Below are 26,013 nucleotides of genomic sequence, written 5' to 3' on the forward strand. Positions count from 1 at the left end.
CTCCGTCAGCGCCGTACCGGCCAGCGGAAGGCGAGATGCCCCACCGCGGCGAACAGCAGTTTGAAGATCATCACCAGGGCGAAATAGATGCCGCAGATCACGGCATAGACCTCGAAGCTGCGGTAGGTGCGCGTCTCGATGAAGCCGCCGGTGTGGAACAGCTCCTCCGCCGAGATCTGCGAGGCGAGCGAGGTGCCGAGCAGCAGCAGCACGAACTGGCTGGTGAAGGCGGGATAGACGCTGCGCAGGGCGGGCGGCAGCACGATGTGGCGGAACACCTGCCAGCGCGAGAGCCCCAGGCACTGGCCGGCCTCGACCTGGCTGCCGGGAATGGACTCCAGCCCGGCGCGGACGATCTCGGTGCAGTAGGCGCCGAAATAGAGGCCGAGCGCGATCGCCGCCGCCTCGAAGGCGTCCATCCGCAGCCCGAAGCCGGGCAGCACGAAGAAGACGACGAACAGCTGGATCAGCGACGGCGTGTTGCGGATCAGCTCGACATAGCCGCGGATCGCCCAGCGCACCGGGCGCGGCCCGCTGCGCACCGCCGACGCCGCGGTGACGCCGATGGCGGTGCCGATCACCGCCGCGACCAGGGTCAGCAGCAGCGTGTGCAGCGTGCCGTCGATCAGCTGGTCCTGGTAGCGCCAGAGCTGTTGGAAATTCAAAGTCTGCATGGGGTGTCTGGCCGCCTTGGGTCAGCCGAAGAAGGTGCGGTAGGCGGTGCGGACCCGGCCCCCGGCATCGAGGCCGAACAGCACCCGCCAGCGGTCGATGCAGGTGCAGGGGTGGGAGATGCCGAACTCGATGATGTCGCCGACAGCCAGATCCAGGCCGGCCGGCACGGCGACGAAGGCGTGCTGGTCGTTCAGCCGGGTCACGCGCAGGTCTCCGGCCGGAAGCGCCGCGCCATCGCGGTGGATCCGCAAAGGCAGCGGCAGATCCTGGTCGAAGGAGGCGTCCCGCATGCCGAAGCCGCAGATGGCCAGCCCCGGTTCCGGCCGGGTCAGCACCTCCGCCCACAGGCGCAGGGCCGGGCGGAAATCGGCCGCAGCCGCGCCGCCGCAGGCGAAGCCCCGGCGGGCGTCGAGCGCGCCGAGCGCGCGTTCATAGACGCCGTGGTCGTGGAAGAAGATGGCGCCGCTGCGCAGCACCAGCGTGGCGTTGCCGTCGGCCGCGGCGACCGGACCCAGGCCGGCAACCACCATGTCGAAGAAGGCGGAGCCGCCGGCGGTGAGCAGCAGCGGCCGTTCCGGCACCAGTGCGCGCACGGCCGCGAAGGCCTCGGCCGTGCGCTGCAGCAGGGCGGCGATGTTTGCTGCGGTTTCGGCCGGATCGGATGTGGCGACGGCCCCCTCGTAGGTGGCGACGCCGTCGAGGACCAGCAGCCCGCGATGACGCAGGACCGCAGCGAGGATCGCCTCGACCGCCGCCCGGTCGCGGGCGCCGCCGCGGCCGGCGCCGACCTCGACCAGGACGGGCAACGGCCGGCCGGCAACGCGCGCCGCAGCGGCGAGGGTCTCGACGGCGGCGGGGGAATCGGCGAAGGCACGCAGGTCGGCCCCGGGATGGACGGCGAGCAGCGCCCCCAGCCGCTCGCCGCTGGCCCGGCCGCCGATCTCATTGGCGAGGATCAGCCGCGTCACGCCGGCGCGCAGCAGGATTGCGGCCTGCTGCAGGTTGGCGACGGTGGCGCCCCAGGCACCGGCTTCCACCAGGGCGCAGGCGATCTGCGGCGCCATCGGCGTCTTGGCATGCGGGGCCAGCGCCACGCCATGACGGCGCGCATAGGCGAAGATCAGGTCGCGGTTGGCGGCGAAGGCGTCCTCGTCGAGCGTCAGCACCGGCAGCGCCATGGTGCCCGCCGCCGGACGCCAGCCCATAGCGCCGACCTCGCGCAGCGGGAACGGCGCGGTTCCCGGCGGCACTCCCCGGATGCCGTCATCCAAACTGCTGTCGAGCAGCGCGTCGAGAAAAATGCTCATGAGGGGAGATCCTGGTCAGCGGAACGGGTTGGAGCGACGACGGGAACGCCGAATGACAACGTTACCATAATGGCATGTTCGGCAAATGACAACGTTGTCATTACAGTTCGATGAAATTTCACCCTGCCGCGGCCCGTCCAGGCGCCTGCAAGGCCCCGGAACGCAGAAAGCCGGAGCGATGCTCCGGCTTCCTCCCCGTCGGGTCTATGGATTCAGTCGCTTCGCCGGGTCTCCGGACCCGCCCACCCATGGGCGGAGCCCGGAGGGACCGCCGTCACTTGCCGGCCATCACTTGGTGACAAGCGGGCAACCGCCCTCGGACAGCGGGCGGAAGGCGTCGGGGCCCGGGATGGTCCTGACCAGCTTGTAGAAGTCCCAGGGGCCTTTCGACTCCTCCGGCTTCTTGACCTCGAAGAACAGCATGTCGTGGATGGCCCGGCCGTCGACCCGGACGCTGCCCTTGCCGAACAGCGGATCGTCGGTCGGCAGGTCGCGCATCTTGGCGGCGACGACCGTGCCGTCGGTGCTGTCGGCCGCCTTGACCGCCTTCAGGTAATGCAGCGCGCCGGCATAGACGCCGGCCTGGTTGCCGGTGGGGCGGCGCCCGTCCATCCGGGCGGCGAAACGGTCGGCGAAGGCGCGGGTGCCGGGGTTCAGGTCCCAATAGAAGGCTTCGGTCAGGTACAGCCCCTGCGCGTCCTTCAGCCCGACGGCGGCGACGTCGCTCAGCTGCATCAGCAGGGCGGCCAACCGCTGGCCGCCGCCGGTGATGCCGAATTCGGTCGCCTGCTTGACCGAGCCGATGGTATCGCCGACCGCGTTGGCGAGCCCGATGATCTGGGCGCCGCTGCCCTGCGCCTGCAACAGGTAGGACGAGAAGTCCGACGCGTTGGGCGGATGGCGGACGCTGCCGACGATCGAGCCACCCAGCGCCTTGACCACCGCCGAGGCGTCACGCTCCAGCGCGTGGCCGAAGGCGTAGTCGGCGGTCAGGAAGAACCAGCGCTTGCCCCCGGCTTCCGTCACCGCCCGCGCCGTGCCGTTGGCGAGCGCCCAGGTGTCGTAGGTCCACTGGATGGTGTTGGCCGAGCATTTCGGCCCGGTCAGCTCGGTGGTGCCGGGACCGGACGCGATGAAGACCGCCTTGGACTTGCGCGTCACCTCGTTCACCGCCAGGGCCACCGACGAGAAGGGCACGTCCAGGATCGCGTCGACATTGTCCTGGTCCAGCCAGCGGCGCGCGGTGGCGGCGCCGATGTCGGGCTTGTTCTGGTGGTCGGCGTGGATGACCTCGATGGTGACGCCGGGCAGCTCCTTGGCGAAATCCTCCGCCGCCAGCTCCGCCGCCACCACCGACCCCCGGCCGGTGCTGTCGGAGGCGAAGCCGCTCATGTCGGTCAGCACCCCCAGCTTCACCCGGTGGGACGCGATCTCGGCCGATGCCGGCGCCGCGCCGATCAGCAGTGCGACGAGGCTCGCCGCGGCCGTGCCGGCCAGCGTCGTGCCGGCCAGCGTGTTCACGGTCTTCAACATACCCTTCCTCCCCTTATGTCTTTCTTTGTGCCCGTTGCCGTCGCGCACCGGCGCCATCAGCCGCCGGTCCCGCGCAGGTCGCCCAGCACAGCCTGGGCGACGTCCTGGCGCACGGTGCCGCGCTCGACCAGGATGGCGGCGACGCGGTCGATCTCGTCGCCGACGGCCCCGGCCATCATCGCGATGTTCTGGGCGTGCAGGGCCATGTGGCCCTTCTGGATGCCGGTGGTCGCCAGCGCCTTCAGCGCCGAGAAGTTCTGCGCCAGCCCGACCGCGGCGATGACGCGGGCGAGGCGTTCGGCACTGGTGACGCCGAGGATCGCCAGGCAGGCCTGCGCCGTCGGGTGCGCCTTGGTGGCGCCGCCGATCAGCCCGACCGCCATCGGCAGCTCGATGGAGCCGCTGAGCTGCCCGTCGGCAGTCACCTCGAAGCGGGTCAGGCTGCCATACTGGCCGCTACGGGCGGCATAGGCGTGGGCGCCGGCCTCCACCGCGCGGGTGTCGTTGCCGGTCGCCAGCACGACGGCGCTGACGCCGTTCATGATCCCCTTGTTGTGGGTGGCGGCGCGGTAGGGATCGGCGGCGGCGAAATGATAGGCGCTGACGATGCCGTCGCGCACAGCCTCGCCGCCGATCTGGTCGAGCGGCCACACCGCATGCGCCCGGGCCAGCCGGCGGTCGGCCAGGTTGGACAGGATGCGCAGATAGACCCGGCCGCCGGTCCATTCGGCGATGTGCGGGGCCAGCCTCTCCGCCATGCTGTTGACCGCGTTGGCGCCCATCGCGTCGCGGGTGTCGACGATCAGGTGCGTCACCAGCATCGGCCCGCCCTGGCTGTCGAGCACCCGCACCTCGACGTCGCGGAAGCCGCCGCCGAAGGACAGCAGCACCGGATCGCAGCCGTCGCAGACCGCCTTGATCTCGTCGCGGCGGCCGAGGATGCGCAGGCGGGCGGCATGGGGATCGGCCACCTCGACCGCCTGGATCTGGGCGATCATCAGCGTGCCGGACATCGAACTGGTGAAGCCGCCGGCGTCGTAGCATTGCCGCGCCGCGTTGCAGACCGCGGCGACGACCGACGATTCCTCCGTCGCCATCGGGATCAGCAGATCCTCGCCGTCGATCTTCATGTTGGTCGCGATCCCCAGCGGGATGTTCATCGACCCGACGACATTCTCGACCAGACGGTCGGCGAGGCCCAGGTCGAGGTTCCCGGTGTCCGACAGCCGCGCGGCGGACGCGGCGTCGAGGCCGGCAAAGTCGGCGACGATCGCCAGCCGCTCGGCCGGCGATTTCTTGTGGAATCCGGAGATGCGGGAATTGCGGGCTGGATTGCGGGTGGGGCTGGTCATTCCTGAACCCTGTGGTGCGCTTCGCGGATGCGTCCCGCCCTCCGGCGCCGCGCATGGCGGCGCGCGAAAAAGGGCGGAACGATGTCGGATGCCGGTCGAACGGGACGGTGCGGGCCGATCCCGCCGATGCCGTTCGTATGCGCAATGATCAGTGATGCGAAGGGACAGAACAAGGGACAGTTTGCCAAAATCTCAGGGACACTGTACCAGCCTGTTCGGTGGGACACCGGAGCGGGAATGCGATGACGCGGGTGGGCAGCATCGTCGACAGGATCGCCGGGCTGATCGGCGACGGCCTGTTGAAGCCGGGGGAGCGCCTGCTGTCGGTGCGGGCCGGCGCCGTCGAGCATGGCGTCTCCAAGAACACGATGGCCGAAGCCTATGACCGGCTGGTGGCGCTGGGCCATGTCGAGGCCAAGCCGGGGGCCGGCTATTACGTCGCCCGAGTCCGCCGCGCGGCGGCCGGCCAGCAGTCGGCCCATGTCGCCGAGGCGGTGGATTTCGTGTCGCTGCTGCGCGAGCAGCTGGTGCAGAGCTACGCCGTGCGGATCGGCGACGGCCGGCCGCCGCCCTCCTGGATGGAGCGCTTCGAGATCGGCGGCCATCCGCGCTTCCTGGCGGCGGCCCGAGGCCTGGGGCCGGAGCACGGCTACGGCTCGCCCTGGGGATTCCTGCCGCTGCGCGAGCGGCTGGCGCTGACGCTGGGCGAACGGTCGATCAAGGCAGCACCCGACCAGATCCTGCTGACCCAGGGCGCCAACCACGCCCTCGACCTCGTCGCCCGCCAGATGTTGGAGCCGGGGGACACCGTGCTGGTCGACAGCCCCGGCTACTATCCGCTGTTCGGCAAGCTCCGGCTGTCGCGCATCGCCATCGTCGGCGTCCAGCGGCGCCATGACGGCCCCGATCTCGACGATTTCGCCGCCAAGGCAGCCGCCCACAAACCGAAACTGTTCTTCACCCAGTCGCTGGCGCACAACCCGACCGGCGGCTCGATCACGCCGGCCGTCGCCCACCGGCTGCTGCGGATCGCCGACCAGCATGGCCTCTACGTCGTCGAGGATGATCCCTTCGCCGACGTCCTGCCCGCCGCCAGCCCCAGGCTCGCCGCGCTCGACCAGCTGGAGCGGGTCATCTATGTCGGCACCTTCTCCAAGACCCTGTCGGCCAGCCTGCGCGTCGGCTATGTCGCGGCGAAACGCCCGCTGATCGACCGGCTGTGCGACGTGAAGATGCTGACCGTGGTCAGCACCTCCGACTATGTCGAGCGGATCGTCTACGCCTTCATCGCGTCGGGCCAGTATCTGCGCCATCTGCGCCGGCTGAAGACGCTGATCGCGGAGCATACGGAAAAGGCGACGCTGGCGCTCACCCGCATCGGGGTCCGGCTGCCGCCGGCCGCCCCCGGCGGCTATTACCTGTGGGGCGAGCTTCCCGGGCACATCGACGAGGTGGAGCTGGTGCGCCAGGCCGCGGAGCAGGGAATCTTCCTGGCGCCCGGCACGCTGTTCCTGCCGGCGCGCACGGCGACCGCGCCGGCGATGCGGATCAACATCGCCTATGCCGACGATCCCCGCTTCACCGCCTTTCTCGGCGAGCGCCTATAAGCCCTCTCCCCCCCCGCTTTCGCGCAAACAAGGTTTGCGCTGTCGCGGCAGGCGGACCGAAGGTCCGCTGAGAGCAGGGAGAGGGTTGGGTGAGGGGGCAGCGCGGGCGAAACGCCCGTGCCAGGGGATTGCCAAGGGGCAGTATGCCCCTTGGCGGCGCGTTTTGCGCGCCGGCCCCCTCACCCTCCCCACGCCTCCGGCGCGGGTCCCCTCCCTCTCCCCGGGGGGAGAGAGGGCAATCCGCTGCTGCCGTTAAACCGACTTCGTTGCCCTGGCGGCGCCTTCTTGTCCCATGGCGCACCGGCGCCGGCTGCGTCATGCTGGGGAAAACGAACCATACCCTTGGGAGGAGGACGACCCGATGGACAGCTTCAGCCAGCCCGTGTCCCTGGCCGACGACGCCAAGCCGCTGAGCTTTCCGCCCGATTTCCGCTGGGGCGCCTCGACCGCCGCCTACCAGATCGAAGGGGCGGCGGACGCCGACGGGCGCGGACCTTGCGTATGGGACAGCTTCACCGCGCAAGGCCGCATCATGGACGGCAGCAGCGCCGCCGTCGCCTGCGACCATTACCACCGCTATGCGGAAGACATCGCGCTGATGAAGGCGGCGGGCTTCGACAGCTACCGCTTCTCCATCGCCTGGCCGCGCATCCTGCCGACCGGCACCGGGGCGGTGGAGACGCGCGGCCTCGATTTTTACGACCGGCTGGTCGATGCGCTGCTGGAGGCGGGGATCACGCCGATGGCCTGCCTCTACCATTGGGATCTGCCGCAGCCGCTGGAGGATGCCGGCGGCTGGCAGGGCCGGGAGATCGTCGGCCCCTTCGCCGACTACGCCCGCATCGTCACCGCCCGGCTGGCCGACCGGGTCAAGCACTGGATGATGCTGAACGAGCCGAACGTCGTCGCCATCTTCGGCTATGGCGTCGGCGAGCATGCCCCCGGCCACCGGCTGGGCGAACAGGGCATCCTGCGGGCGCTACACCACCAGAATCTGGCGCAGGGCGCGGCGCTGCGCGCCATCGCGGCGGAACATTCCGGCCTGACGCTGGGCACCGTGCTGAATTTGCAGCCGGCGGTCGCCGACAGCGACCGGCCGGAGGATGTCGCGGCGGCGGCACGCTGGGACGCGGTGTGGAACCGGGTGGCGCTGGACGGGCTGATGCGGGGTGAAATCCCGGCACTGCTGGCCGACAAGATGGCGGAATTCGTGCTGCCCGGCGACACCGAAGCGATCCGCTACCCGATCGACCTGCTGGGCATCAACTACTACTCGCGCATGACGATGAAGCACGAGGCCGGGCGGCCCTTCGAGGTCGGCTGGGGCGAGGCGCAATGCCGGCGCTGGACCGGCATGGCATGGCCGGTCCAGCCGGAGGGGCTGTACGATCTGCTGGGCGAGCTGCGCACCGGCTACGGCAACCCGGCCGTCTTCATCGCCGAGAACGGCTGCGCCTATGACGACGTGGTGACGCCGGACGGCCAGATCCACGATGCCGAGCGGGTGCTGTTCTACCGCGAGCATCTGGAATCGGTGGCGCAGGCGCTGGCCGACGGCTGCAACGTCAAGGGATATCTGTGCTGGAGCCTGCTGGACAATTTCGAATGGGCCTTCGGCCTGTCGAAACGCTTCGGCATCGTCCGCGTCGATTACGACACGCTGACGCGCACGCCGAAGGACAGCTACCGCTTCCTCGCCGAGGTCGTGAGAAGCGGGAGGCTTTAACCGTTCCTTCGCCCCTGACCCTGTACTTTTGTCACAGCAGGTCCTATTCGTTGGTTATACGGATGGTGAAGAGTCGAGGGCGAAAGCCCGGGATGGGCGGCATGAGCGAAGGCACTGGCGGAAACGGCACGGGCGGCGGCGAGAACGGCGGCGGCCCCGGCTTCGCCCGCCGCTTCCTGGCGCTGGCGGGCGGATACTGGCTGGGGCGGACGCGCGTCACCGTATGGGCGCTGACCGTGGCGCTGGTGGTGCTGACCATCGGGCAGGTGTCCATCCCCGTCCTGATCAACCTGTGGAGCGAGAGGCTGTTCGACGCGCTCGAACAGCGCTCGATGGACCGGTTCCTCACCATGATCGGCGTGGTCGGGCTGATCATCGCCTACAACATCGTCATCGTCGTGCTGCATCTGCGGGTGAAGCGGCGGCTGCAGATGGGGTGGCGCGACTGGCTGACGCGCAAGCTGCTGGAGGACTGGCTGCGCCGCGGCCGGCACCACCAGATCGCCTACATGCCGGGCGAGCACGACAACCCCGACGGCCGCATCGCCGAGGACATCCGCATCACCGCGGAAATGGCCATCGACCTCGGCCATTCGCTGACCTACTGCGTGCTGCTGCTGATCAGCTTCACCAACATCCTGTGGATGCTCTCCGGCACCCTGTCGGTGACGCTGATGGGGACCGAGCTGTCGGTGCCGGGCCATCTGCTGTTCGTCGCGCTGCTCTATGCCGCCATGGGCACGACCATCGCCATGCTGATCGGCCAGCCGCTGGTCAACGCCGTCAACCGCCGCCAGGGCTACGAGGCCGACTTCCGCTTCGCTCTGGCCCGCATCCGCGAGAACGGCCAGACCATCGCCCTGCTGCACGGCGAATCGGCGGAGCGCGGCCATCTGAGCGGCCTGTTCGCCGGGGTGGTGCGGGGCTGGGACCGGCAGACCCGGGCGCTGAGCCACATGATGGTGTTCAGCGCCAGCTATTCAGTGCTGTCGGCCGCCTTCCCGATCCTGGTCGCCGCCCCGCGCTACATCGCCGGCACCATCTCGCTCGGCGTGCTGATGCAGACGGCGCAGGCCTTCCAGCAGACGGTCGGGGCGCTGTCCTGGCCGATCGACAACCTGCCGCGCGTCGCCGAATGGCGGGCGTCGGTGGAACGGGTGCTGAACCTGCACGATGCGCTGGTGCGGCTGGACCGCGACGTCTGCGACGTGGCGGACGGCCATATCCAGGTCGAGCGGTCGGACGAGCACCGCAGCCTGACCTTCCGCGGCGTCGCCATCGAGGAGCCGAACGGCGTCGAGGTGGTGCATCCCTTCGACCTGGAGGTGCGGCCGGGCGACCGCGTGCTGATCGTCGGCGACGCGACGGCCACCATCCGGCTGTTCCGCGCCGTCGCCGGGGTCTGGCCCTGGGGCCGCGGCCGCATCACCCTGCCGGCCCACACCCGCGTCTTCTTCATGCCGGAGCGCCCCTACCTGCCCCATGTCACCCTGCGGGCGGTGCTGGGCTATCCCGGCCCGGCCTCGTCGGTGGAGGACGACCGGGCGGCGGACGCGCTGGTCCGCGTCGGCCTGCCCGATCTGGTCGGGCGGCTGGACGACGTCGACCATTGGGACGGCATGCTGTCGGTGCCCGAGCGCCAGCGGCTCGGCTTCGCCCGCCTGCTGATCCGCCGGCCCGACTGGATCTTCCTTGAGGACGCGACCGACAGCCTCGATCCCCCGGCGGAGGAGGAGCTGCTGACGCTGATGGAAACCGAACTGCCGCACGCGACCCTGCTGACCATCGGACATCATGCCGGGCTGGTCGCCCACCATGGCCGCAAGCTGGTGCTGGAACGCACCAACGGCGCCGTCACCCTGCGCGAGCAGATGCCCGAAGACGCTGAAGCCGCCGAACCGCTGCCGATTACTGAGAGCGCGGCGTAAGGGGGGGCGTAATGCCCCCCGCCCCTCACTTCGGCAACGCATAGGCGATCACCGCATCGCCGCCCTTGGTCCCCAGCGAGCCATGCCCGCCGGCCGCCACCAGCACATATTGTCGGCCGTCCTCACCCTGGTAGGTCATCGGCGTCGCCTGCCCGCCGGCCGGCAAGCGGCTTTCCCACAGCTGCCGGCCGGTGGAGACGTCATAGGCCCGCACATAGTAATCGATGGTGCCCGACAGGAAGGCGACGCCGCCCGCGGTCACGATCGGCCCGCCCAGGTTGGGCACGCCCATGCGGAAGGGCAGCGGGATCGGCGAGGCGTCGAGGGTGGTGCCGTTCTTGTGCTTCCAGACAGTCTTCCCCGTCGTCAGGTCGGCCGCGGCGACATATCCCCAGGGCGGCGCCTGACAGGGCAGCCCCAGCACCGAGACGAATGGCGCCAGCTTCACCGCGAATGGGGCGCCGAAATTCTCGTTCAGCGCCGGCAGGCTGTATTGCGGCCGCTCGTCGCCCTGCACATACTGGGTGCGGTCGTCCTGGCGCGGCACCAGCTGCGAGACGAAGGCGAGATATGTGGGCGTGGTGAAAGCGATCTGGCGCCGGGGATCGACCGCGACGCCGCCCCAGTTGAACACGCCGAAATTGCCGGGATAGACCAGCGAGCCCTGCAGGGACGGCGGGGTGAAGCGCCCCTCGTAGCGCAGCCGCTTCAGCGCGATCCGGCAGGCGAGCTGGTCGAACATCGTCGCCCCCCACATGTCGGCCCCGGTCAGCGGCGGCGGGTCGTAGGACAGGGCTGACACCGGCTGGGTCGGGGCGGTGCGGTCGCCCTCCGCCGCGCCCTGCGGCGCCGGTTTCTCGGTCACCGGCAGCACCGGCCGGCCGGTGCGGCGGTCGAGCACGAACAGCTCGCCCTGCTTGGTCGGCTGGACCAGCGCCGGCACGCTCATGCCATCGACGGTCAGGTCGATCAGGCTGGGCTGCGCCGGCACGTCGTAATCCCACAAATCGTGATGCACGGTCTGGAAGACCCAGCGCACCCGGCCCGTCGCCAGATCGAGCGCCACGACGGAGGAGGAGGAGCGCTCGACCTCCGGGCTGCGGTTGCCGCCCCACTGGTCGGGCGGCTGGTTGCCGAGCGGCACATAGACCATGCCCAGCGCCTCGTCGACGCTGGAGATCGACCAGCTGTTGGGCGAGTTGACGGTGTAGGTCTGCCCCTCCGGGATCGGCGCGGTCTGGTCCGGCTTCGCCGAATCCCAGTTCCACACCAGGGCGCCGCTGTCGACGTCGAAGGCGCGGACGACGCCCGACTGTTCCCTGGTCGAGACATTGTCCAGCACCGTGCCGCCGACGACGATCAGGCCGGCGGTCACCACCGGGGGCGAGGTCGAGTAATAGGCGCCCGGCCGGACGTTCGGCATGTTGGCCCACAGATCGACCTCGCCGTTGCGGCCGAAGCCGGTGCAGATCGAGCCGTCCTTCGGATCCAGCGCCACCAGGCGTCCGTCGGCGGTCGGCATGAACAGCTTGGCGGCACAGCTGCCCCCGGCCGCCGGAGCGGCGGCGGCTTGCGACGCCGGGTGATAGGACAGGCCGCGGCAGGTCAGGTGCTGCAGGGCCAGCTGCGTCGGATCGATCTTCAGGTCGCGCCGCCACACCTCCTTGCCGGTGGTGGCGTCCAGCGCGATCACATGCTGGTGGGGCGAGCATAGATAGAGGCGGTTGCCGATCTTCAGCGGCGTCACCTCGAAGGTGGTTTCCTTGGGGTCGCCGGGCTGGCCGCGCAGGTCGCCGGTGTTGTAGGTCCAGGCGACCTGGAGCCTGTCGACATTCTGCGGCGTGATGCCGGTCAGCGGCGAATAGCGCTGGCCGTAGCCGGTGCGGCCATAGGCGTGCCATTCGCCGTCCGGCACCGCCTCCCCCTGCACCGCCGGATCGGCCCCGGCCGCCGCCATCTGCCCGGCGGGCGGGACGACACCCTCGATCCGGTGCGGGTCGGTGAACCAGGAGGCGACGCCGACCGCCAGCACCACCGCCAAAGACGCGGTCAGCGCAAGGCCGGTTCCGCGGAACACCCCCACCGCATAGGCACCGGGCGCGGGTTCCCCGGCCATCGGCTGGCGCTCGCCCAGGCGGCGCGTCACCCAGGGCGTCAGCAGCAGGGCCCCGACCACGGCGATCACGTCGCCGCGCGCCGACAGCGGCCACCAGTCCAGCCCGGCTTCCCACAGCGCCCAGACCAGCGTGACGGCCACCAGCAGGGCATAGACCGTCAGCGCCGCCGGCGACCGCCTGGCCAGCAGGGCTGCCGTCACCAGGAACGCCAGGCCGGCGAGGGCATAGTACCAGGAGCCGCCCAGCAGGATCAGCCACAGCCCGCCGCCCAGGGCGCCGAGCCCGAGAATCGCCAGCAGGATTGTCATCGCCCAGAGGGCGACGCTTGGTTCGGAATGTTTCATGGCACGTCCTCGACCGAAAGGCTTTCGAACGGAACAGCCGGGCGCGGCCAAGGTTGCGCCATGTTCTGGCCGTTCACTCCATTCGCCGCGCAACGCTGACCTGCCGGGCTGTCGGAACGCAAACGGCACGACTTTTGTTGAGAGGTCAGCCCCCTGATTGCAGAGGACGGAGACCGCCATGCCCATGCACCGTCATCCCTGGAGCGAGGAGTTCGCCAAGATGAGTCCCGAGGCCCGTTACCGCGGGGTCGGCCCGCGCAACTACCGCCGCTCCGACCAGCGCATCCTCGAGGACATCAACGACCGCCTGACCGACGACCACCGCCTCGACGCCTCCGACGTCGGCGTGACGGTGGAGAATGGCGAGGTGACGCTGGGCGGCACCGTCGCCGACCGTGCCGCCCGGCGTCTGGCGGAGGACATCGCGGAGAGCGTCTCCGGCGTCGGCCATGTGCAGAACGACCTGCGCGTTGTCGCCCGGTCCGGGTCCGCCGGGCATGAGGCCGCCCGCTTCGGCGAACGGGTGGAGCCCGCCGCCGCGCAAGGACAGGGCAGCGTGACCGGCCCCGGCGCCCCGGCACGCGACGCCATGGTCGCGGCGCTCGACAACAGCTCGATGGTGCTGGGCAAGCAGCCGCTGCCGGAGGACGACACCCGTCGCCGCTGAACGGCACCCCTTCCACCGTCCCCTTGCGCCGCTCCCCTTGCGCCGCATGCGCTGCTGACCTGCGCCGGTATCCGGAACACCCGATGGCCCGGTTAACTGTTGGTTAACCGGGCGGGACCATTGTCCCGCGGCAAATCAAGTCCCCCTCAAGTCTTCCGGAACAGAGCAGCTGCCATCATGGGCACCAAGACCATCAAGCTTTCCGACAAGGGCGGTTACCGTGACATCGCCCTCGACCAGTTGCCGCGCAACGTCCGCGCCGCGGTGACCGACCTGTCGACCAAGAATCCGGTCGCCGACATCCTCGTCGACCAGTCCGGCATGCTGTACCGCATCCACCTGTCGGCGCCGGCCAACCTGTATGTGGACGTGCTGTCCGTCGCCTGAGGCGACGCAGGACGACAACGTCCAACGAGTCCGAAGGGCGGCTTGCAGTTATTGCAGCCGCCCTTCGTCGTTCCGCCCCTCCAGCCGGGCGAGCGCTCGGTTCAGCAGGCGCGGCGGCAGCATGGCCACGGCGCCGTCCCGCACCGCGCGGGCATCCTCCACATCCAGGCCGGTGGCGGCGGCAAGCTGGCAGTCGTCAAGCCCGCGATCCTCCGCCAGCAGGGTGATCCATCCCGCCAGCGTGCGGGCCTGGAGCAGCTCGGTGCGGTCGTTGAACCATAGGCCGCCATCCCGGTGCACACCGGTGCGGCCGACGGGCGTCGCGTTCTCAAAAGGCATGTCGGGATCGAACGACGTCATGGACGCACCTCCCCTCAGCGGTTTATTTCGCAGACGCAGCAATTCCGGCCGTTTCCCGGCCCTTGTTGCCGGGTTTCATTTATGGATCATCCCGCTTTATTCCAGAGGGTGGTAGCCGTTATTCGGCACTCCCTTCGATAAAACAGCCGGATTTTGCAGCGCGTCATGCGCCGCGTCATCCCGGGCGGCGGCATGATGGCGGCGTAACGGCGCCTTTTGCGCGTTTCTTTGAAACTGTCTTCGCCGGCCGGGGGCTAGGGCGGGGCAACGGCTTGGGCGTATAAGCGATGCCAGAATGCCGTTTCCCTTCCGTCATCCGGACCAGCCGATGCCCGTTCCGTCGCAAGCCGCTCCGCCCACTTCCGCCTCCCCGCTGTCCGGACCGGCCCTTCTCGACCGCATCGACGCGCTGGCGGCGATCAGCGCCGAGGACGGGCGGCTGTCGCGCCTCTACCTGACGCCCGAACACCGCCGCGCCAACGATCTGGTGGCCGGCTGGATGCGCGAGGCCGGGATGGCCGTGCGCGAGGATGCCGTCGGCAACATCGTCGGCCGCTACGAGGGCGACCGGCCCGGCCTGCCGGCGCTGCTGATGGGCTCCCATCTCGACACCGTGCGGGATGCCGGGCGCTACGACGGCATGCTGGGGGTGCTGACCGGCATCGCCGTGGTCGCCGACCTCAACGCCCGCGGCCGCCGCCTGCCCTTCGCCGTCGAGGTGATCGGCTTTGGCGACGAGGAGGGCACCCGCTTCCAGTCGACCCTGATCGGCAGCCGCGCCATCGCCGGCAGCTTCGACCCGGCGGTGCTGGAGACGCGCGACGCCGCCGGCATCCGGCTGGCCGACGCGATGACGGAATTCGGCCTCGACCCCGCCGCCTGGGGGACCGCCGCCTACCGGCCGAACGAGGTGCTGGCCTATGCCGAGCTGCACATCGAACAGGGCCCGGTGCTGGAGGCGCTCGGCCGCCCGGTCGGAATCGTCACCGCCATCGCCGGCGCCACCCGTCTGGCGGTGTCGGTGGAGGGCATGGCCGGCCATGCCGGAACCGTGCCGATGACGCTGCGCCGCGACGCGCTGGCGGCGGCGGCCGAGATGATCCTGGCGGTGGAACAGCTCTGCTCGGGACAGGACCGGCTGGTCGGCACCGTCGGCCGGATCGAGGCGTCGCCCGGCGCCACCAACGTGATCGCCGGCAAGGTCCGCTTCACCATCGACCTGCGCGCCGACCGCGATCCCCTGCGGCTGGAGCGGGTCGGCGCCGTCCGCGCCCGGCTGGAGGCCATCGCCGACGCGCGCGGCGTCGCCATCGCCTTCGAGACCCTGCACGAGAGCCCCGCCGTCGCCTGCCACCCGGCGCTGATGGCCCAGTTTTCCGCCGCGGCATCCGCTGAAGGGCTGGACGCGCCGGAACTGCCGAGCGGCGCCGGCCACGACGCGATGGCGGTTGCGGCGCTGACCGGCATCGCCATGCTGTTCGTGCGCTGCGAGCGCGGCATTTCGCACAATCCGGCCGAACGCATCACCGCCGCCGACGCCGAGGCGGGAGCCCGCGTGCTCGCCCGCTTCGTCGAACATTTCCAGCCCGCAAACTCCTGACGGACCGCCTGCCATGACCGACCTGTCCTCCTCCCTCGCCGCCACGCTCGACGAGGCGGTGAACGCCCGCTTCGACGAGGAGGTCCGCTTCCTGGCGGAACTGGTGAAGGTGCCGTCCGACAACCCGCCGGGCGATTGCGCCCCCCACGCCGTCCGTGCCGCCGAACTGCTGGAGGCGATGGGCTTCGCGGTGGAGCGCCATCCGGTGCCGGCCGACTTGGTGCGGGCCAACGGCATGGTCAGCGCCACCAACCTCGTCGTCCGCCACCGGTTCGGCGACGGCCCGGCCCAAGGCCCGACCGTGGCGCTCAACGCCCATGGCGACGTGGTGCCGCCCGGCGAGGGCTGGTCGAGCGACCCCTACGGCGCCGCGATCCGCGACGGGGTGATGTATGGCCGCGGCGTCGCGGTGTCGAAATCGGACTTCGCCACCTACGCCTTCGCGCTTCGGGCACTGATCGCCTCCGGAGCGCCACTGAAGGGCACGATCGAGCTGCACCTGACCTACGACGAGGAGGCCGGCGGCGAGATCGGGCCGAAATGGCTGCTCGACCAGAGGATTTCCAAGCCGGATTATGCGGTGTCGGCCAGCTTCGCCTATTCGGTGGTGACCGGGCACAATGGCTGCCTGCATCTGGAGGTGCAGGTCGACGGCAAGTCCGCCCATGCCGCCCGTCCCGACACCGGCCACGACGCGCTGGAGGCGGCGACCGGCATCCTGGCCGCGCTCTACGCCCACCGGCCGGAGCTTGCCGAACGCCGCTCCGCCGTCGCCGGCATCACCCACCCGTCGCTGACCGTCGGGCTGATCCAGGGCGGCATCAACACCAACGTGGTGCCCGACCGCGTCACCCTGCGCCTAGACCGCCGCATGATCCCGGAAGAGAACCCGGCGGAGGTCGAGGCAGAACTGCGCGCCCTGATCGAGCGGGCCGCCGCCGGGCGCGAGGGCATCCGCGTCACCATCCGCCGCATCCTGCTGGCCCGTCCCTTCCGGTCGGTCGGCGACGCGCCGCGTCTGGCCGCGCTGTTCGCCCGCCATGCCGAAACGGTGCTGGGGGTGCCGGTCGGCCAGACCGGCATCCCGCTCTACACCGACGCCCGCCATTATTCGGAGGCCGGCATCCCCACCATCCTCTACGGCGCCGGCCCGCGCGACCTGCTGGAGGCCAACGGCCACCGCGCCGACGAGAAGCTGGTGCTGGAAGACCTGCGCAAGGCGACCCGGGTGGTGGCGCGTGCCCTGGCGGAGTTGCTGGGCTGAGAGCCTGCCGGTGCCGGAGGGGATGGGCGGTCGGCTTTCACGCCCGCCCCCGATTGCCCGGCGGCACCGCGACCTCCTCCCGGTGGAGCGGAACCGGCCGTTGCTTCCCCTGGCCGACTGGTTCGAGTGCCGCTTGGCGAGCCCGATCCACGTCGGGCATGCGGTAAGTCTTCTCCTCGATCTCCGTCTCTGCCGCCGCCCCGGAACCGGCTGGTCGCGGACCGGGTCGATGGTCCTATATTTGGATTTGAAAGCAAGAGCCGGAGTGTGAGGCCGGGCGGCAAGCGGCATGGTCGCGATCGAACCACACATGGCGATCGAACCACACAAGGGAGCCACCGGATGGCCAGGACAATGGAGCATGCGAAGGGCAGCCAAGGGCGGTCCGTTGCCGAGGATCCCCGCTGGGCGCGCGTGCTGGCGCGTGACAGGACTGCCGACGGCCAGTTCTGGTATTCCGTGGCGACGACGGGCGTATATTGCCGGCCTTCCTGCCCGTCGCGCCCCGCCAATCCGGAGAATGTCGGCCTCCACGAGACCTTGGAAGCCGCCAGGGCGACCGGTTTCCGGCCGTGCAAGCGGTGCAAACCGGATGGCCCCTCCCTTGACGCCGAGAATGCCGCCATCGTCGCGAAGGCGTGCCGGCTGATCGAGAGCAGCGACGCGCCCCCGTCACTGGCCGACCTTGCCGCCGTGGTCGGGCGCAGCCCCGGCTACCTGCATCGCCTCTTCAAGGCATCCACCGGCCTCACCCCCAAGGATTATGCGGTTGGGCGTCGCGCGGCACGGGTGCGGGACAACCTGACCGCAGACAACACGGTAACGGAGGCGATCTACGACGCCGGGTTCAATTCGAGCGGCCGATTCTACGAGAAATCCACGGAAATGCTCGGCATGACGCCGTCCCGCTATCGCGCGGGTGGCGAGAATGAGGACATCAGGTTCGCGGTCGGTGACTCCTCCCTCGGCGCAATCCTTGTCGCCTCCAGCGCGAAGGGCGTTGCGGCGATCCTCATCGGCGACGATCCCGACGACCTCGCGCGCGATCTCCAGGACCGTTTCCCGAAGGCGCGGCTGATCGGCGGCGATGCGGAGTACGAGGCTTTGGTCGCCAAGGTGGTTGGCTTGGTGGAAGCTCCCGGATTGGGTCTGGACCTTCCCCTCGATGTGCGGGGAACCGCTTTTCAGCAGAGGGTGTGGCAGGCCCTGCGCGAGATACCGGCGGGCGAGACGGCGTCCTACACCGATATCGCACTCAGGATCGGTTTGCCCAAGGCCGTCCGCGCCGTTGCCGGTGCCTGTGCCGCGAACAACATCGCCCTGGCCATCCCCTGTCACCGGGTGGTGAGGAACGACGGCGCGCTGTCCGGCTACGCCTGGGGCGTCGAGCGCAAGAGGACGTTTCTGGAGCGCGAGAAGGCCGCTCCGGGGCCTCGACCGGCCGCCGGCCTCGGGAAGGCGGAATGATGACGGACGCGCGCATGGAAAGGATCGATTGGGCCGGGGTTTCTGCGGAGCTGGATGCCCAAGGCTGGGCGGTGTTCCCACAGCTGTTGACAGCGAGCGAATGCGACGGGATCGCCGGATTGTACGGCGAAGGCGCTGCCTTCCGAAGCCATGTCATCATGGCGCGTCACGGGTTCGGACAAGGGGAGTATCGTTATTTTTCCTATCCCCTGCCCGACCTGATCCAGCGGCTGAGAACCGCGCTCTACTCCCGGCTCTCGCCGATCGCGAACAGGTGGAACGAGCGGATGGGGATCGACGTGCGCTTTCCCGACGACCATTCCGATTTCCTCGAGCGCTGCCATGACTCCGGGCAGACCAGGCCGACGCCGCTTCTGCTGCAATATGGTCCCGGCGACTACAACTGCCTGCACCAGGATCTGTATGGGGAGCATGTTTTCCCCTTGCAGGTCGCAATCCTGCTTTCCAATCCCGGGGACGATTTCGAGGGCGGTGAATTCGTTCTGACGGAGCAGCGGCCGAGAATGCAAACCCGTCCGGCCGTGGTGCCGCTTTCAAAGGGAGATGCGGTGGTGTTCGCCGTCAACAGCCGGCCGCATCGCGGCAGCAAGGGCGACCACCGCGTCATGCTTCGCCATGGCGTAAGCAAACTTCGCAAGGGGCGGCGCCATACGGTCGGGATCATTTTTCATGACGCCGCGTGAGAGGATGAGCGAAACGGACCTTTTCGGCGACGAGGAACGGACCAACCCGCTCGCGCCGGGTGCGGTCCACCTCACGGCATTCGCCCGTCCGGTTGAGAACGACCTGCTGGACGCCATCGCAGGAATTTCCGAGGCTGCACCCTTCAGGCACATGACAACCCCCGGCGGCTGGCGGATGTCCGTGGCAATGACCAACTGCGGCAATGTCGGATGGGTGACGGATCGGACGGGCTATCGCTACGATGCCCGCGATCCTGAAACGGGTCGGCCATGGCCCGAAATGCCCGAGGCCTTCGCCATGCTGGCACGCCAGGCGGCCGGGAAGGCCGGCTTCGAGGGCTTCGACCCGGACGCCTGTCTGGTCAATCGCTATGAGCCGGGCTCACGGCTATCGCTGCATCAGGACCGCAACGAGCGGGACTTCGACTGTCCGATCGTCTCCGTGTCGCTCGGCCTCACCGCCACTTTCCTGTGGGGCGGTCTCAGTCGCTCCGATCGGCCTCGACGGGTGCGCCTCTTGCATGGCGACGTCGTCGTTTGGGGAGGGCCCGCGCGGATGACGTTTCATGGTGTCGATACCCTGAAGGACGGCGAAAGCCCCATCGGCCCCCTCCGCTACAATCTCACGTTCCGGAAGGCCCGGTAGCGGGAGCCGGCCCTGTGCCGTGCAAGTCCGATCGCGTTCCGCAAAATGCGCCAGCCGTCGTCGTGGCCGGCGCTTGCGCCCGGCCGCCGGGAGAGCGGTCCGCCCAACGACCTCTCCCCCTACCCCACCCGTTCCCCCGACGGCAGTCCGGGCGGCAGTCCGGGCGGCAACCCAAGCTCCCAACCGCCCAGGCAGGCCGAGTTCGTGCCGGCCTGGGCGGGGCAGTCGATCGCTGCAAGATGGCGGTCGATCAGCCGGTCCAGCCGGTCGCGCGCCTCCCATACCGTCACGCTGTGGTCGGAATGGTCGAGATAGACCACCTCGATCCCCGGCAGCCCGTCGAGCGCGCGCCCGCCCTCGCCCAGATGCAGGTAGAATTCGGCAAGCGTCATGTCGTCGCTGCCATAGACCACCAGCACCCGCCGCCCTTCGGCCGACAGGCGACGGAACATGCGCAGCGCGTGGCGGGTCAGGCCGGTCCGGATCAGCGCCCGGCGGAGGAAGCGGGCCGCCAGCCGGCCGGTCAATCCCATCAGCCGGGCGCGGTTGCGGAAGCTGGCGCGCAGGCGGGCGGGCTTCAGCGCCTCGCGCAGATACTCCCTGGCGGAACGGTGGGCGACCGTCCGCATCAGCTCGGTCACGGCGGTACCGCCGCCCAGCTCGAACCGGCCGGGGTTCAGCGCGATCTGCCCGACCACGCGGTCGTCGCCCATCCCGGCATGGAGGGCCGGCGTGCCGCCGGCGCACAGGCCGATGACGACGATGCGCTCGTGCCCCTGCCGCTCCAGCCAGTCCAGCGCGGCGCGCACGTCGGCGACGACCTCGCGGTTGTAGAGCAGATTGTCGGGCGCCCCCGGCCGGTCGGGGCTGTCGCCGATGCCGGCCGCGTCGATCCGGAGCGAGGCATGGCCGCGCGCCGCCAGCCGCCGGGCCTGCACCACCGTGGCGCGGCCGGAGCCGACATGGTGGGTGGCGCCGCTGTTTAGGAACAGGATGGCCGGCCGGCCGCCGGCCGGCCCGGCCAGCACCGGCGTGCAGTAGATGCCGAACAGCTCCGGCGCCGTCCCGAAGAAGACCGGGCGCTCGACCGCGGTCGCCGTCATCAGCCCGGCCGGGCGGTCCGGCGGCGGGGTGGCGCCGGCGGCGACGGGGGCAGCGGCGATCCAGGCCAGGACGGGCTCGAATACCGCGGCGGCCCGGGCACGCTGCGGCTGCTGCGTCAGTTCGATCATGCCGCCGAGGCCCATCGGCTCGGCCATGGCACCCAGCGTCCGCCAGCGCGCCGCCAGCCGCACCGCCGCCCTGGCCTCCGGCCGGTCGGCGATCAGGATGCGCGGGGCCGGCACCGCCGGCCGGTCGCAGGGGTCGAGCCCGCCAAGCGCCAGCGCGGTTTCCGGCGTCAGCGGCATGCCGATCACGTTCAGCCAGGACGCGCGCTCCGGCGGCTCCGGGTTACAGGTCGGGCGCAGCACCATGGTCGACAGCGTCTGCAGCTCGCGCACCGCCTTGCGGCCGGAGGTGATCGGCGACAGCAGGACCAGCCGGTCGACGCCCTGCCCCTCCTCCGCCAGTTCGAGCGCTGCCGCGGTGGCGAGCAGCCCGCCCATGCGGAAGCCGACCAGAACCAGTTCGGTGACGCCGGTGTCCTCGCGCAGGCGGCGGACCGCCGCCTTGATCCCGTCCAGCCAGGCGCGCACCCGGTCGGGCTCGCTGTCGTCGCCGGCGGAATCGCCTGATCCGGGAAAGTCGAAGCGCAAGGTGGGCAGGCCGGCCGCCGCCAGTCTTTCCGCGAAGGTTTTCCAAGCGCGATGGGCGCAGAGCTCCTCATAGCCGTAAGGGCCGCACAGGACGACACCCCGCAGCCCGTCCGCCGGATGCAGCCATCCGAAACACCCATCGAACACCACCGGTGTCGCCTTCATGCGTTCCCCCTGTAGCGGACGGGTGCCTGCGCGTTCAGCGCATGGACCTCGCCATCCGGCAGCCAGCCCCCGGCCGGTGCAGTCCCGTCCGTGACCCCAAACCCTGCAATCTCCGCCACATCCCCCGGCCGGCAGCCCTGCCGTGGCAGCAGGCGGACCACCCGTTCGGCGCCGGGCGGCAGATGGAACCACGCTTCCTCCGCCTGGAACCGCTCGTCCTCGACATGGACCGAGCAGGCGAACCGCTTGGTGGAAAGCCGCAACTCCCACTGGTCTTCCTGCCGACCGACCACGGCGGTCAGGCCGGGGTCGACACGGGGCAGCGACCGTCCCATTGGAAAATAATGAGCGTCGTCAATTCGTTCCATGCCCCTTTCGGCCGACAGCAATTGCGCCGTCACCACATCGTGTGGGATTGGCCCGAACCTATAGGTGTAGGTTGTGTCGAAAAAGCGGTCGGACAGCTCCGCCGCGGCAAGGCGGACCGCTCCTCTCGCCGGCAGCGTCACCGGCCGCTCGGCCTTCAGCACCGGGACCGTCCCGTCGCGCCATGCTGTCAGGCGCAACACCGCCTCGACCGGCCGGGGACCGTCATTGACCAGATGGACGGCCAGCCCGTTCACCCCCTCGTCGGTCAGGATGACCCGCTGCGGGCGGAATGCGCGCTTCAGTGCGTGCCAGGCCGGCTTCGGCGTGCCGTCGGCTGCGACCACCCCCCAGCCGGCGCCGGGCCGAAGGTCGCGCCATTGCCAGACCAGCCCGCCGGCGCTGCCCGAGCCGGCCCGGCGCCACTCATCGAACACCGCCTGCATCACCTCGCCGGTCACCGCGCGCGACAGTCGGAGGTAGCGGTCCGGATCCTCGTGGCGCAACCGGCGCGGGTCCACCGCGTACAGCGCCTCCAGGTAATGTTCGCGCACATCCTCGAAGTCCCAGGAGGCGCCGGGATCGCGCGGCACCCCTTCCTTCCAGCGCGGATGATGCAGCGCCGGGACTCCCGTTTGCCCGCCCTCCGGCAGGTTGGAGAAGGCGAGGCATTCGGCGGCGAAGTGCACCCCCGCCCGCCGGGCGTCCTCCAGCGGCCTCATATAGGCGCCGACACCATAGTAATGGGTCACGCCGGCATCGGCGACGAAGGGCAGCGCCCCGCCGCTGGGCGAGTTCGCCACCCGGACCAAATCCGGCCGCAGCCGCGCCGCCGTCTCCTCGATCACCGCGGTCAGCGCCGGCTGGGTCCAGGAGGCGCGCGGCAGGCCCAGCATTGCCGCCTGCTGCTCCATCTCGCTGCCGCCGCACAGCACCGCCAGCGACGGCGATGCCTGGCTGCGGTCGAGCAGCTGCGCGATCTCCGCCCGCAGGCTCTCCAGGAAGGCCGGGTCGGTCGGATAGTCGAAATTGGCGAGCATGGCGTCCTGCCAGACCAGGATGCCCAGCTCGTCGCACAGCTCGAAGAAGGCGTCGCCCTCATACAGCATGGTGCCGCCGACCCGGACCATGTTGGCCCCGGCCTCGCGCATCCGGCGCAGCTCCGGCTCATAGGCGGCGCGGCCGGCCGGCAGCCCGATCAGATCGACCGGCACCCAGCAGCCGCCGCGGCAGAACACGCGCTCGCCATTCACCAGCAGGGCGAAGCCGTTGCCGTCGGGCCCGCGGTCGACGTCGATCGAGCGGAAGCCGACACGCCCCAGATCGACCGTCACCCCGCCGATGCGGGCGGCCACGCTGTGCAGCACCGGCTCGCCATGGGTATGCGGCCACCAGGGCTCGATGCCGGGCAGGGTCATGTCGGCGCGGAAGGCGTCGATGCCGTCAAAGACCAGCGGCGCCACCCGGCCAACGACCTCGACCGAGCCGACCATCCCCGCCGCCATGCCGGGCGATGCACCCTCCACCGTCAGCCGCAGCGACAGCCGGCCGTCGCGGCCGTCGTAACTGCTGCGCAGGTCGGCGGCCAGCACGCGGAAAGGGCCGGTCTGCTCGACCAGTTCCACCGGCCGGTAGGGGCCGACGGCATGGATCGGCGGGCACCAGCCCGGCATATGGCCGAGCAGCGTGGTGCGGACGAAGCGCAGCGCCGCCGGCTCGGCCAGCTTCGGCCGCCAGCGGGCGCGGCCCTTTTTCGCAGCCAGCACCGGGTAGAGCGCATGGAAGCGGATGGCCAGCTCCGCCTCGCCGTCCAGCATCACCGGCACCTCATGGGCCAGGAACATGCTGTCGGAGGTCAGGATGCGCTCGCCATCCAGCCGGACCTCGGCGATGGTGGCGAGGCCGTGGAAGCGCAGGATGCGGGGACCATGCCCGTACAGCCGCGTGCGGTAGAGGACGTCCCGGTCATGCAGCGCGGCTGGTGCCTCGGCCGACCACAGCCCGGCGGCCTGGAGCGCCTGGGCGGCGGTGCCGGGAACCGGCGCCGGGAACCGCTCCCCGCTTTCCTCCCCGCCGGGCGCGCAGGGCGCCATCGTCCACCCCTCGGTGAGGGCGGTGATCCGTTGTCCGGTGACCGATCGGATGCGCGCCATCGCCCGTCACCCGCAGCGGCGGGCCAGACCGCCCAATGCGGTGTCATAGGCACGCTCCAGCCGGTCGAAGCCGTCGCTCAGGTCCGGCGCCTTGCGCCTCGCCACCGTGCGGGCGAGCTGGAACTGCATCGCCTTGGTGCCCTCGGCGACCGACCGGCAGGCCTCTTCCACCTCGGCGGGACCGTCGAGCCAGCGGACATGGGCGCCCAGCAGCTCGAAATTGGCGCCGAGCTGGCGCAGCAGGTTGAAGGCGTAGAGGTGGAAATACTCCATCGGCCGGGCCAGCAGCCGGTCCAGATGCTCCGGGAAGGCGGCGCGGTAGGCCGCCACCGGGTTGCCCGCCGGCCGTCGCGCCAGATGGCGGCGCAGCAGTTCCAGCGACGCTCCCACCAGCGCCCGGCCCTCCAGCGGCGGAGCCGCCGGCTTCACGAACTCCACATAGGGGTACAGCGGCCCGGCCGCGGCGGCCATCAGTCCGTCGTAATCGGCACCCTCCAGCCGGTGGAAGCCGGCATTGTGGAAATAGTCCATCCTCATCGCCGCCGGGTCGATGCGGGTGATGCCGACCGTGGTCTTGACATGGGTGGTGCCATAGGAGGTGCCGCGGGTGTCCGGCAGATGGAAGCCGTCGACCTCCACCAGCACCAGCCGGCCGCGCGCCGCCTGCTCCGCCACATGGGCCTCGACCGCCTCGTAGATCGCCAGCTCCTGCACGCGCAGGCCGTACAGGGTCTCCAGATCCTCCAGCGGCACCTTGAAGAAGGTGAACTGGTCGCCCTCGAAATCCTGGGTGACGGTGAATCCCAGCATCGCCAGCGGCTCCAGCCCACGGGCATGCAGCGCCTCGATCCACAAATCGACGTAGCAGTTGGTCTCCGGCCAGATGCGCTCGCCCCGATGCAGGGAATGGCAGTCGTAGCCGTCGGGGCGGTGCGCGGTCCACATGGCGCCCGTCAGCCCCACAGCAGCTTGCGGACCGGTGCCGGCCATTGCCCGATGTCGAAGCCGTGGTGGCGGAACAGCGCCAGCGCCACCCGCTCCATGCCGAAGCCGACGCAGGCGGTATGGGCCACGCCGCCATCCGCCGTCCGGATGTCCCAGAGATGGCCGAAATGGTCCTGGTGGTAGTTGAAGCTGAGGCAGGCGGTCGGCTTCTCGCTGCTGGTGATCGGGATCAGCAGCTCGAACTTCAGCTTCTGCTCGCGCTGGCTGCTCGACAGCATGGCGCCGGCCCGGCCGAAGAAGGGGTCGTTGGCGACGTCGATCTCCAGCGGCACCTCCAGCGAGGCCATCATCGCGCGCCCGCGCTCCAGCCACAGCTCGCGGAACTCGACGACCTGGTCGGCCGTGCCGATGCGGATGTATTCGCGCATGCGGAACAGCTGCATGCGGGCGGGGTCGATCGACGGCTCATGGCGGAAGCAGTAGGAGAAGACGTCGATCAGCCGGCCCTCGCCGGGCAGCGGGCCGCGCCGGGCGACGGTGGGATAGACCGGATAGCAGGCGGCCGGCGTCATCACCACGTCGGTCGCGACCTGATCCTCGGTCCAGTCCTGCCCCTCCTCCAGCCGGCGCAGCAGGCTGCGGTGCGCCTTCTCGTCGCCGGCGAAGCTGTGGATGGTACCGGCCAGATGGGGAAAGCTCTTCAGATATTCGCTCTCCTCGAAATAGCGGCGGTTCAGCGCCGGGGGGAAGCGCATCACCTCCGCCCCGTCCCGGCCGCCCCAGCGGGTGACCAGCGCGTCGAAACGCTCCACCACCTCCTCGAACGACCCGCTGCGGCCATAGAGGCCGTCGACGCCGGTCGGGATCAGCAGGCCGGCTTCCACCAGCTCGTCGCGATAGGCGGCCTGGGCCGCGGCGGCGTCCAGCATGTTCATTTGCCCAC

20 protein-coding genes are annotated in these 26,013 nt (G+C 70.1%); 10 read left to right on the forward strand and 10 right to left on the reverse strand.

The window, feature by feature from the left end; all coding sequences use genetic code 11:
* Positions 1–5: 5 nt before the first annotated feature.
* The 4 genes from AL072_RS30120 to AL072_RS30135 all read right to left on the reverse strand — a co-directional run bounded on the left by AL072_RS30120 (position 6) and on the right by AL072_RS30135 (position 4,867).
* Complete coding sequence (locus AL072_RS30120) at positions 6–674, reverse strand: amino acid ABC transporter permease (RefSeq protein ID WP_144428422.1); 669 nt, start codon at positions 672–674, stop codon at positions 6–8.
* 21 nt (positions 675–695) lie between these two features.
* Positions 696–1,982, reverse strand: coding sequence for an alanine racemase (locus AL072_RS30125; protein ID WP_045585145.1), 1,287 nt, complete (start codon positions 1,980–1,982; stop codon positions 696–698).
* 288 nt (positions 1,983–2,270) lie between these two features.
* Entirely contained in the window at positions 2,271–3,515 is a 1,245-nt protein-coding gene (locus tag AL072_RS30130; protein WP_045585146.1) for an ABC transporter substrate-binding protein, read from the reverse strand.
* Between the two features lie 56 nt (positions 3,516–3,571).
* On the reverse strand, positions 3,572–4,867 hold the full coding sequence (locus AL072_RS30135) for a hydroxymethylglutaryl-CoA reductase, degradative (RefSeq protein ID WP_045585147.1): 1,296 nt from the start codon (positions 4,865–4,867) through the stop codon (positions 3,572–3,574).
* A 242-nt stretch (positions 4,868–5,109) separates the two neighbouring features.
* Between AL072_RS30135 and AL072_RS30140 the strand changes: the two genes are divergently transcribed.
* From AL072_RS30140 to AL072_RS30150, 3 genes are all read left to right on the forward strand, one after another.
* Positions 5,110–6,474 carry an aminotransferase-like domain-containing protein gene (locus AL072_RS30140; RefSeq protein ID WP_045585148.1) on the forward strand — a complete coding sequence of 455 codons (1,365 nt, stop codon included), beginning with the start codon at positions 5,110–5,112 and terminating at the stop codon, positions 6,472–6,474.
* A 361-nt stretch (positions 6,475–6,835) separates the two neighbouring features.
* Complete coding sequence (locus AL072_RS30145) at positions 6,836–8,200, forward strand: GH1 family beta-glucosidase (RefSeq protein WP_045585149.1); 1,365 nt, start codon at positions 6,836–6,838, stop codon at positions 8,198–8,200.
* 101 nt (positions 8,201–8,301) lie between these two features.
* Complete coding sequence (locus AL072_RS30150; protein ID WP_045585321.1) at positions 8,302–10,128, forward strand: ABC transporter ATP-binding protein/permease; 1,827 nt, start codon at positions 8,302–8,304, stop codon at positions 10,126–10,128.
* A gap of 25 nt (positions 10,129–10,153) precedes the next feature.
* On the opposite strand, the gene AL072_RS30155 is transcribed toward AL072_RS30150, so the two are convergent.
* Entirely contained in the window at positions 10,154–12,589 is a 2,436-nt protein-coding gene (locus AL072_RS30155; RefSeq protein WP_045585150.1) for a glucose/quinate/shikimate family membrane-bound PQQ-dependent dehydrogenase, read from the reverse strand.
* 178 nt (positions 12,590–12,767) lie between these two features.
* Here AL072_RS30155 and AL072_RS30160 point away from each other — a divergent pair, with 178 nt between their 5' ends.
* Entirely contained in the window at positions 12,768–13,256 is a 489-nt protein-coding gene (locus AL072_RS30160) for a BON domain-containing protein (RefSeq protein ID WP_052710362.1), read from the forward strand.
* A 177-nt stretch (positions 13,257–13,433) separates the two neighbouring features.
* Positions 13,434–13,643 carry a hypothetical protein gene (locus AL072_RS30165; RefSeq protein ID WP_045585151.1) on the forward strand — a complete coding sequence of 70 codons (210 nt, stop codon included), beginning with the start codon at positions 13,434–13,436 and terminating at the stop codon, positions 13,641–13,643.
* 48 nt (positions 13,644–13,691) lie between these two features.
* Here the strand turns inward: AL072_RS30165 and AL072_RS30170 are convergent, their stop codons facing one another.
* Positions 13,692–14,003, reverse strand: a complete 312-nt coding sequence (locus AL072_RS30170; RefSeq protein ID WP_045585152.1) for a hypothetical protein — start codon at positions 14,001–14,003, stop codon at positions 13,692–13,694.
* A 328-nt stretch (positions 14,004–14,331) separates the two neighbouring features.
* Here AL072_RS30170 and AL072_RS30175 point away from each other — a divergent pair, with 328 nt between their 5' ends.
* The 5 genes from AL072_RS30175 to alkB all read left to right on the forward strand — a co-directional run bounded on the left by AL072_RS30175 (position 14,332) and on the right by alkB (position 19,684).
* Positions 14,332–15,603, forward strand: coding sequence for an allantoate amidohydrolase (locus tag AL072_RS30175; RefSeq protein WP_045585323.1), 1,272 nt, complete (start codon positions 14,332–14,334; stop codon positions 15,601–15,603).
* 13 nt (positions 15,604–15,616) lie between these two features.
* Positions 15,617–16,867: a M20/M25/M40 family metallo-hydrolase gene (locus AL072_RS30180; protein ID WP_045585153.1), complete on the forward strand. Its 1,251-nt coding sequence runs from the start codon at positions 15,617–15,619 to the stop codon at positions 16,865–16,867.
* 342 nt (positions 16,868–17,209) lie between these two features.
* Positions 17,210–18,334 (forward strand): bifunctional DNA-binding transcriptional regulator/O6-methylguanine-DNA methyltransferase Ada, encoded by a 1,125-nt coding sequence (gene ada, locus AL072_RS30185; RefSeq protein WP_045585154.1) that lies wholly within the window; start codon positions 17,210–17,212, stop codon positions 18,332–18,334.
* Positions 18,331–19,038, forward strand: a complete 708-nt coding sequence (locus AL072_RS30190) for a 2OG-Fe(II) oxygenase (RefSeq protein WP_342669617.1) — start codon at positions 18,331–18,333, stop codon at positions 19,036–19,038. Before ada ends, AL072_RS30190 begins: the two co-directional genes overlap by 4 nt.
* A complete protein-coding gene (gene alkB, locus AL072_RS30195; protein WP_082109293.1) occupies positions 19,025–19,684 on the forward strand; it encodes a DNA oxidative demethylase AlkB in 660 nt (219 codons plus the stop codon). Before AL072_RS30190 ends, alkB begins: the two co-directional genes overlap by 14 nt.
* A gap of 119 nt (positions 19,685–19,803) precedes the next feature.
* Here alkB and AL072_RS30200 read toward each other — a convergent pair whose 3' ends face one another.
* From AL072_RS30200 to AL072_RS30215, 4 genes are read right to left on the reverse strand one after another with little or no spacing between them, the layout of a single operon-like run.
* Positions 19,804–21,606, reverse strand: a complete 1,803-nt coding sequence (locus AL072_RS30200) for an alpha/beta fold hydrolase (protein ID WP_045585156.1) — start codon at positions 21,604–21,606, stop codon at positions 19,804–19,806.
* The gene (locus AL072_RS30205) at positions 21,603–24,125 is read right to left on the reverse strand and encodes a glycosyl hydrolase 2 galactose-binding domain-containing protein (protein WP_045585157.1); all 2,523 of its coding nucleotides are present in this window, start codon (positions 24,123–24,125) and stop codon (positions 21,603–21,605) included. Before AL072_RS30205 ends, AL072_RS30200 begins: the two co-directional genes overlap by 4 nt.
* 6 nt (positions 24,126–24,131) lie before the next feature.
* Entirely contained in the window at positions 24,132–25,115 is a 984-nt protein-coding gene (locus tag AL072_RS30210; protein ID WP_245637056.1) for a DUF1839 family protein, read from the reverse strand.
* The gene (locus AL072_RS30215) at positions 25,079–26,005 is read right to left on the reverse strand and encodes an amino acid--[acyl-carrier-protein] ligase (protein WP_045585158.1); all 927 of its coding nucleotides are present in this window, start codon (positions 26,003–26,005) and stop codon (positions 25,079–25,081) included. Before AL072_RS30215 ends, AL072_RS30210 begins: the two co-directional genes overlap by 37 nt.
* Between the last annotated feature and the right edge of the window lie 8 nt (positions 26,006–26,013).

Origin of the sequence: Azospirillum thiophilum, from assembly GCF_001305595.1 — a bacterium.
Classification (GTDB): Bacteria; Pseudomonadota; Alphaproteobacteria; order Azospirillales; family Azospirillaceae; genus Azospirillum; species Azospirillum thiophilum.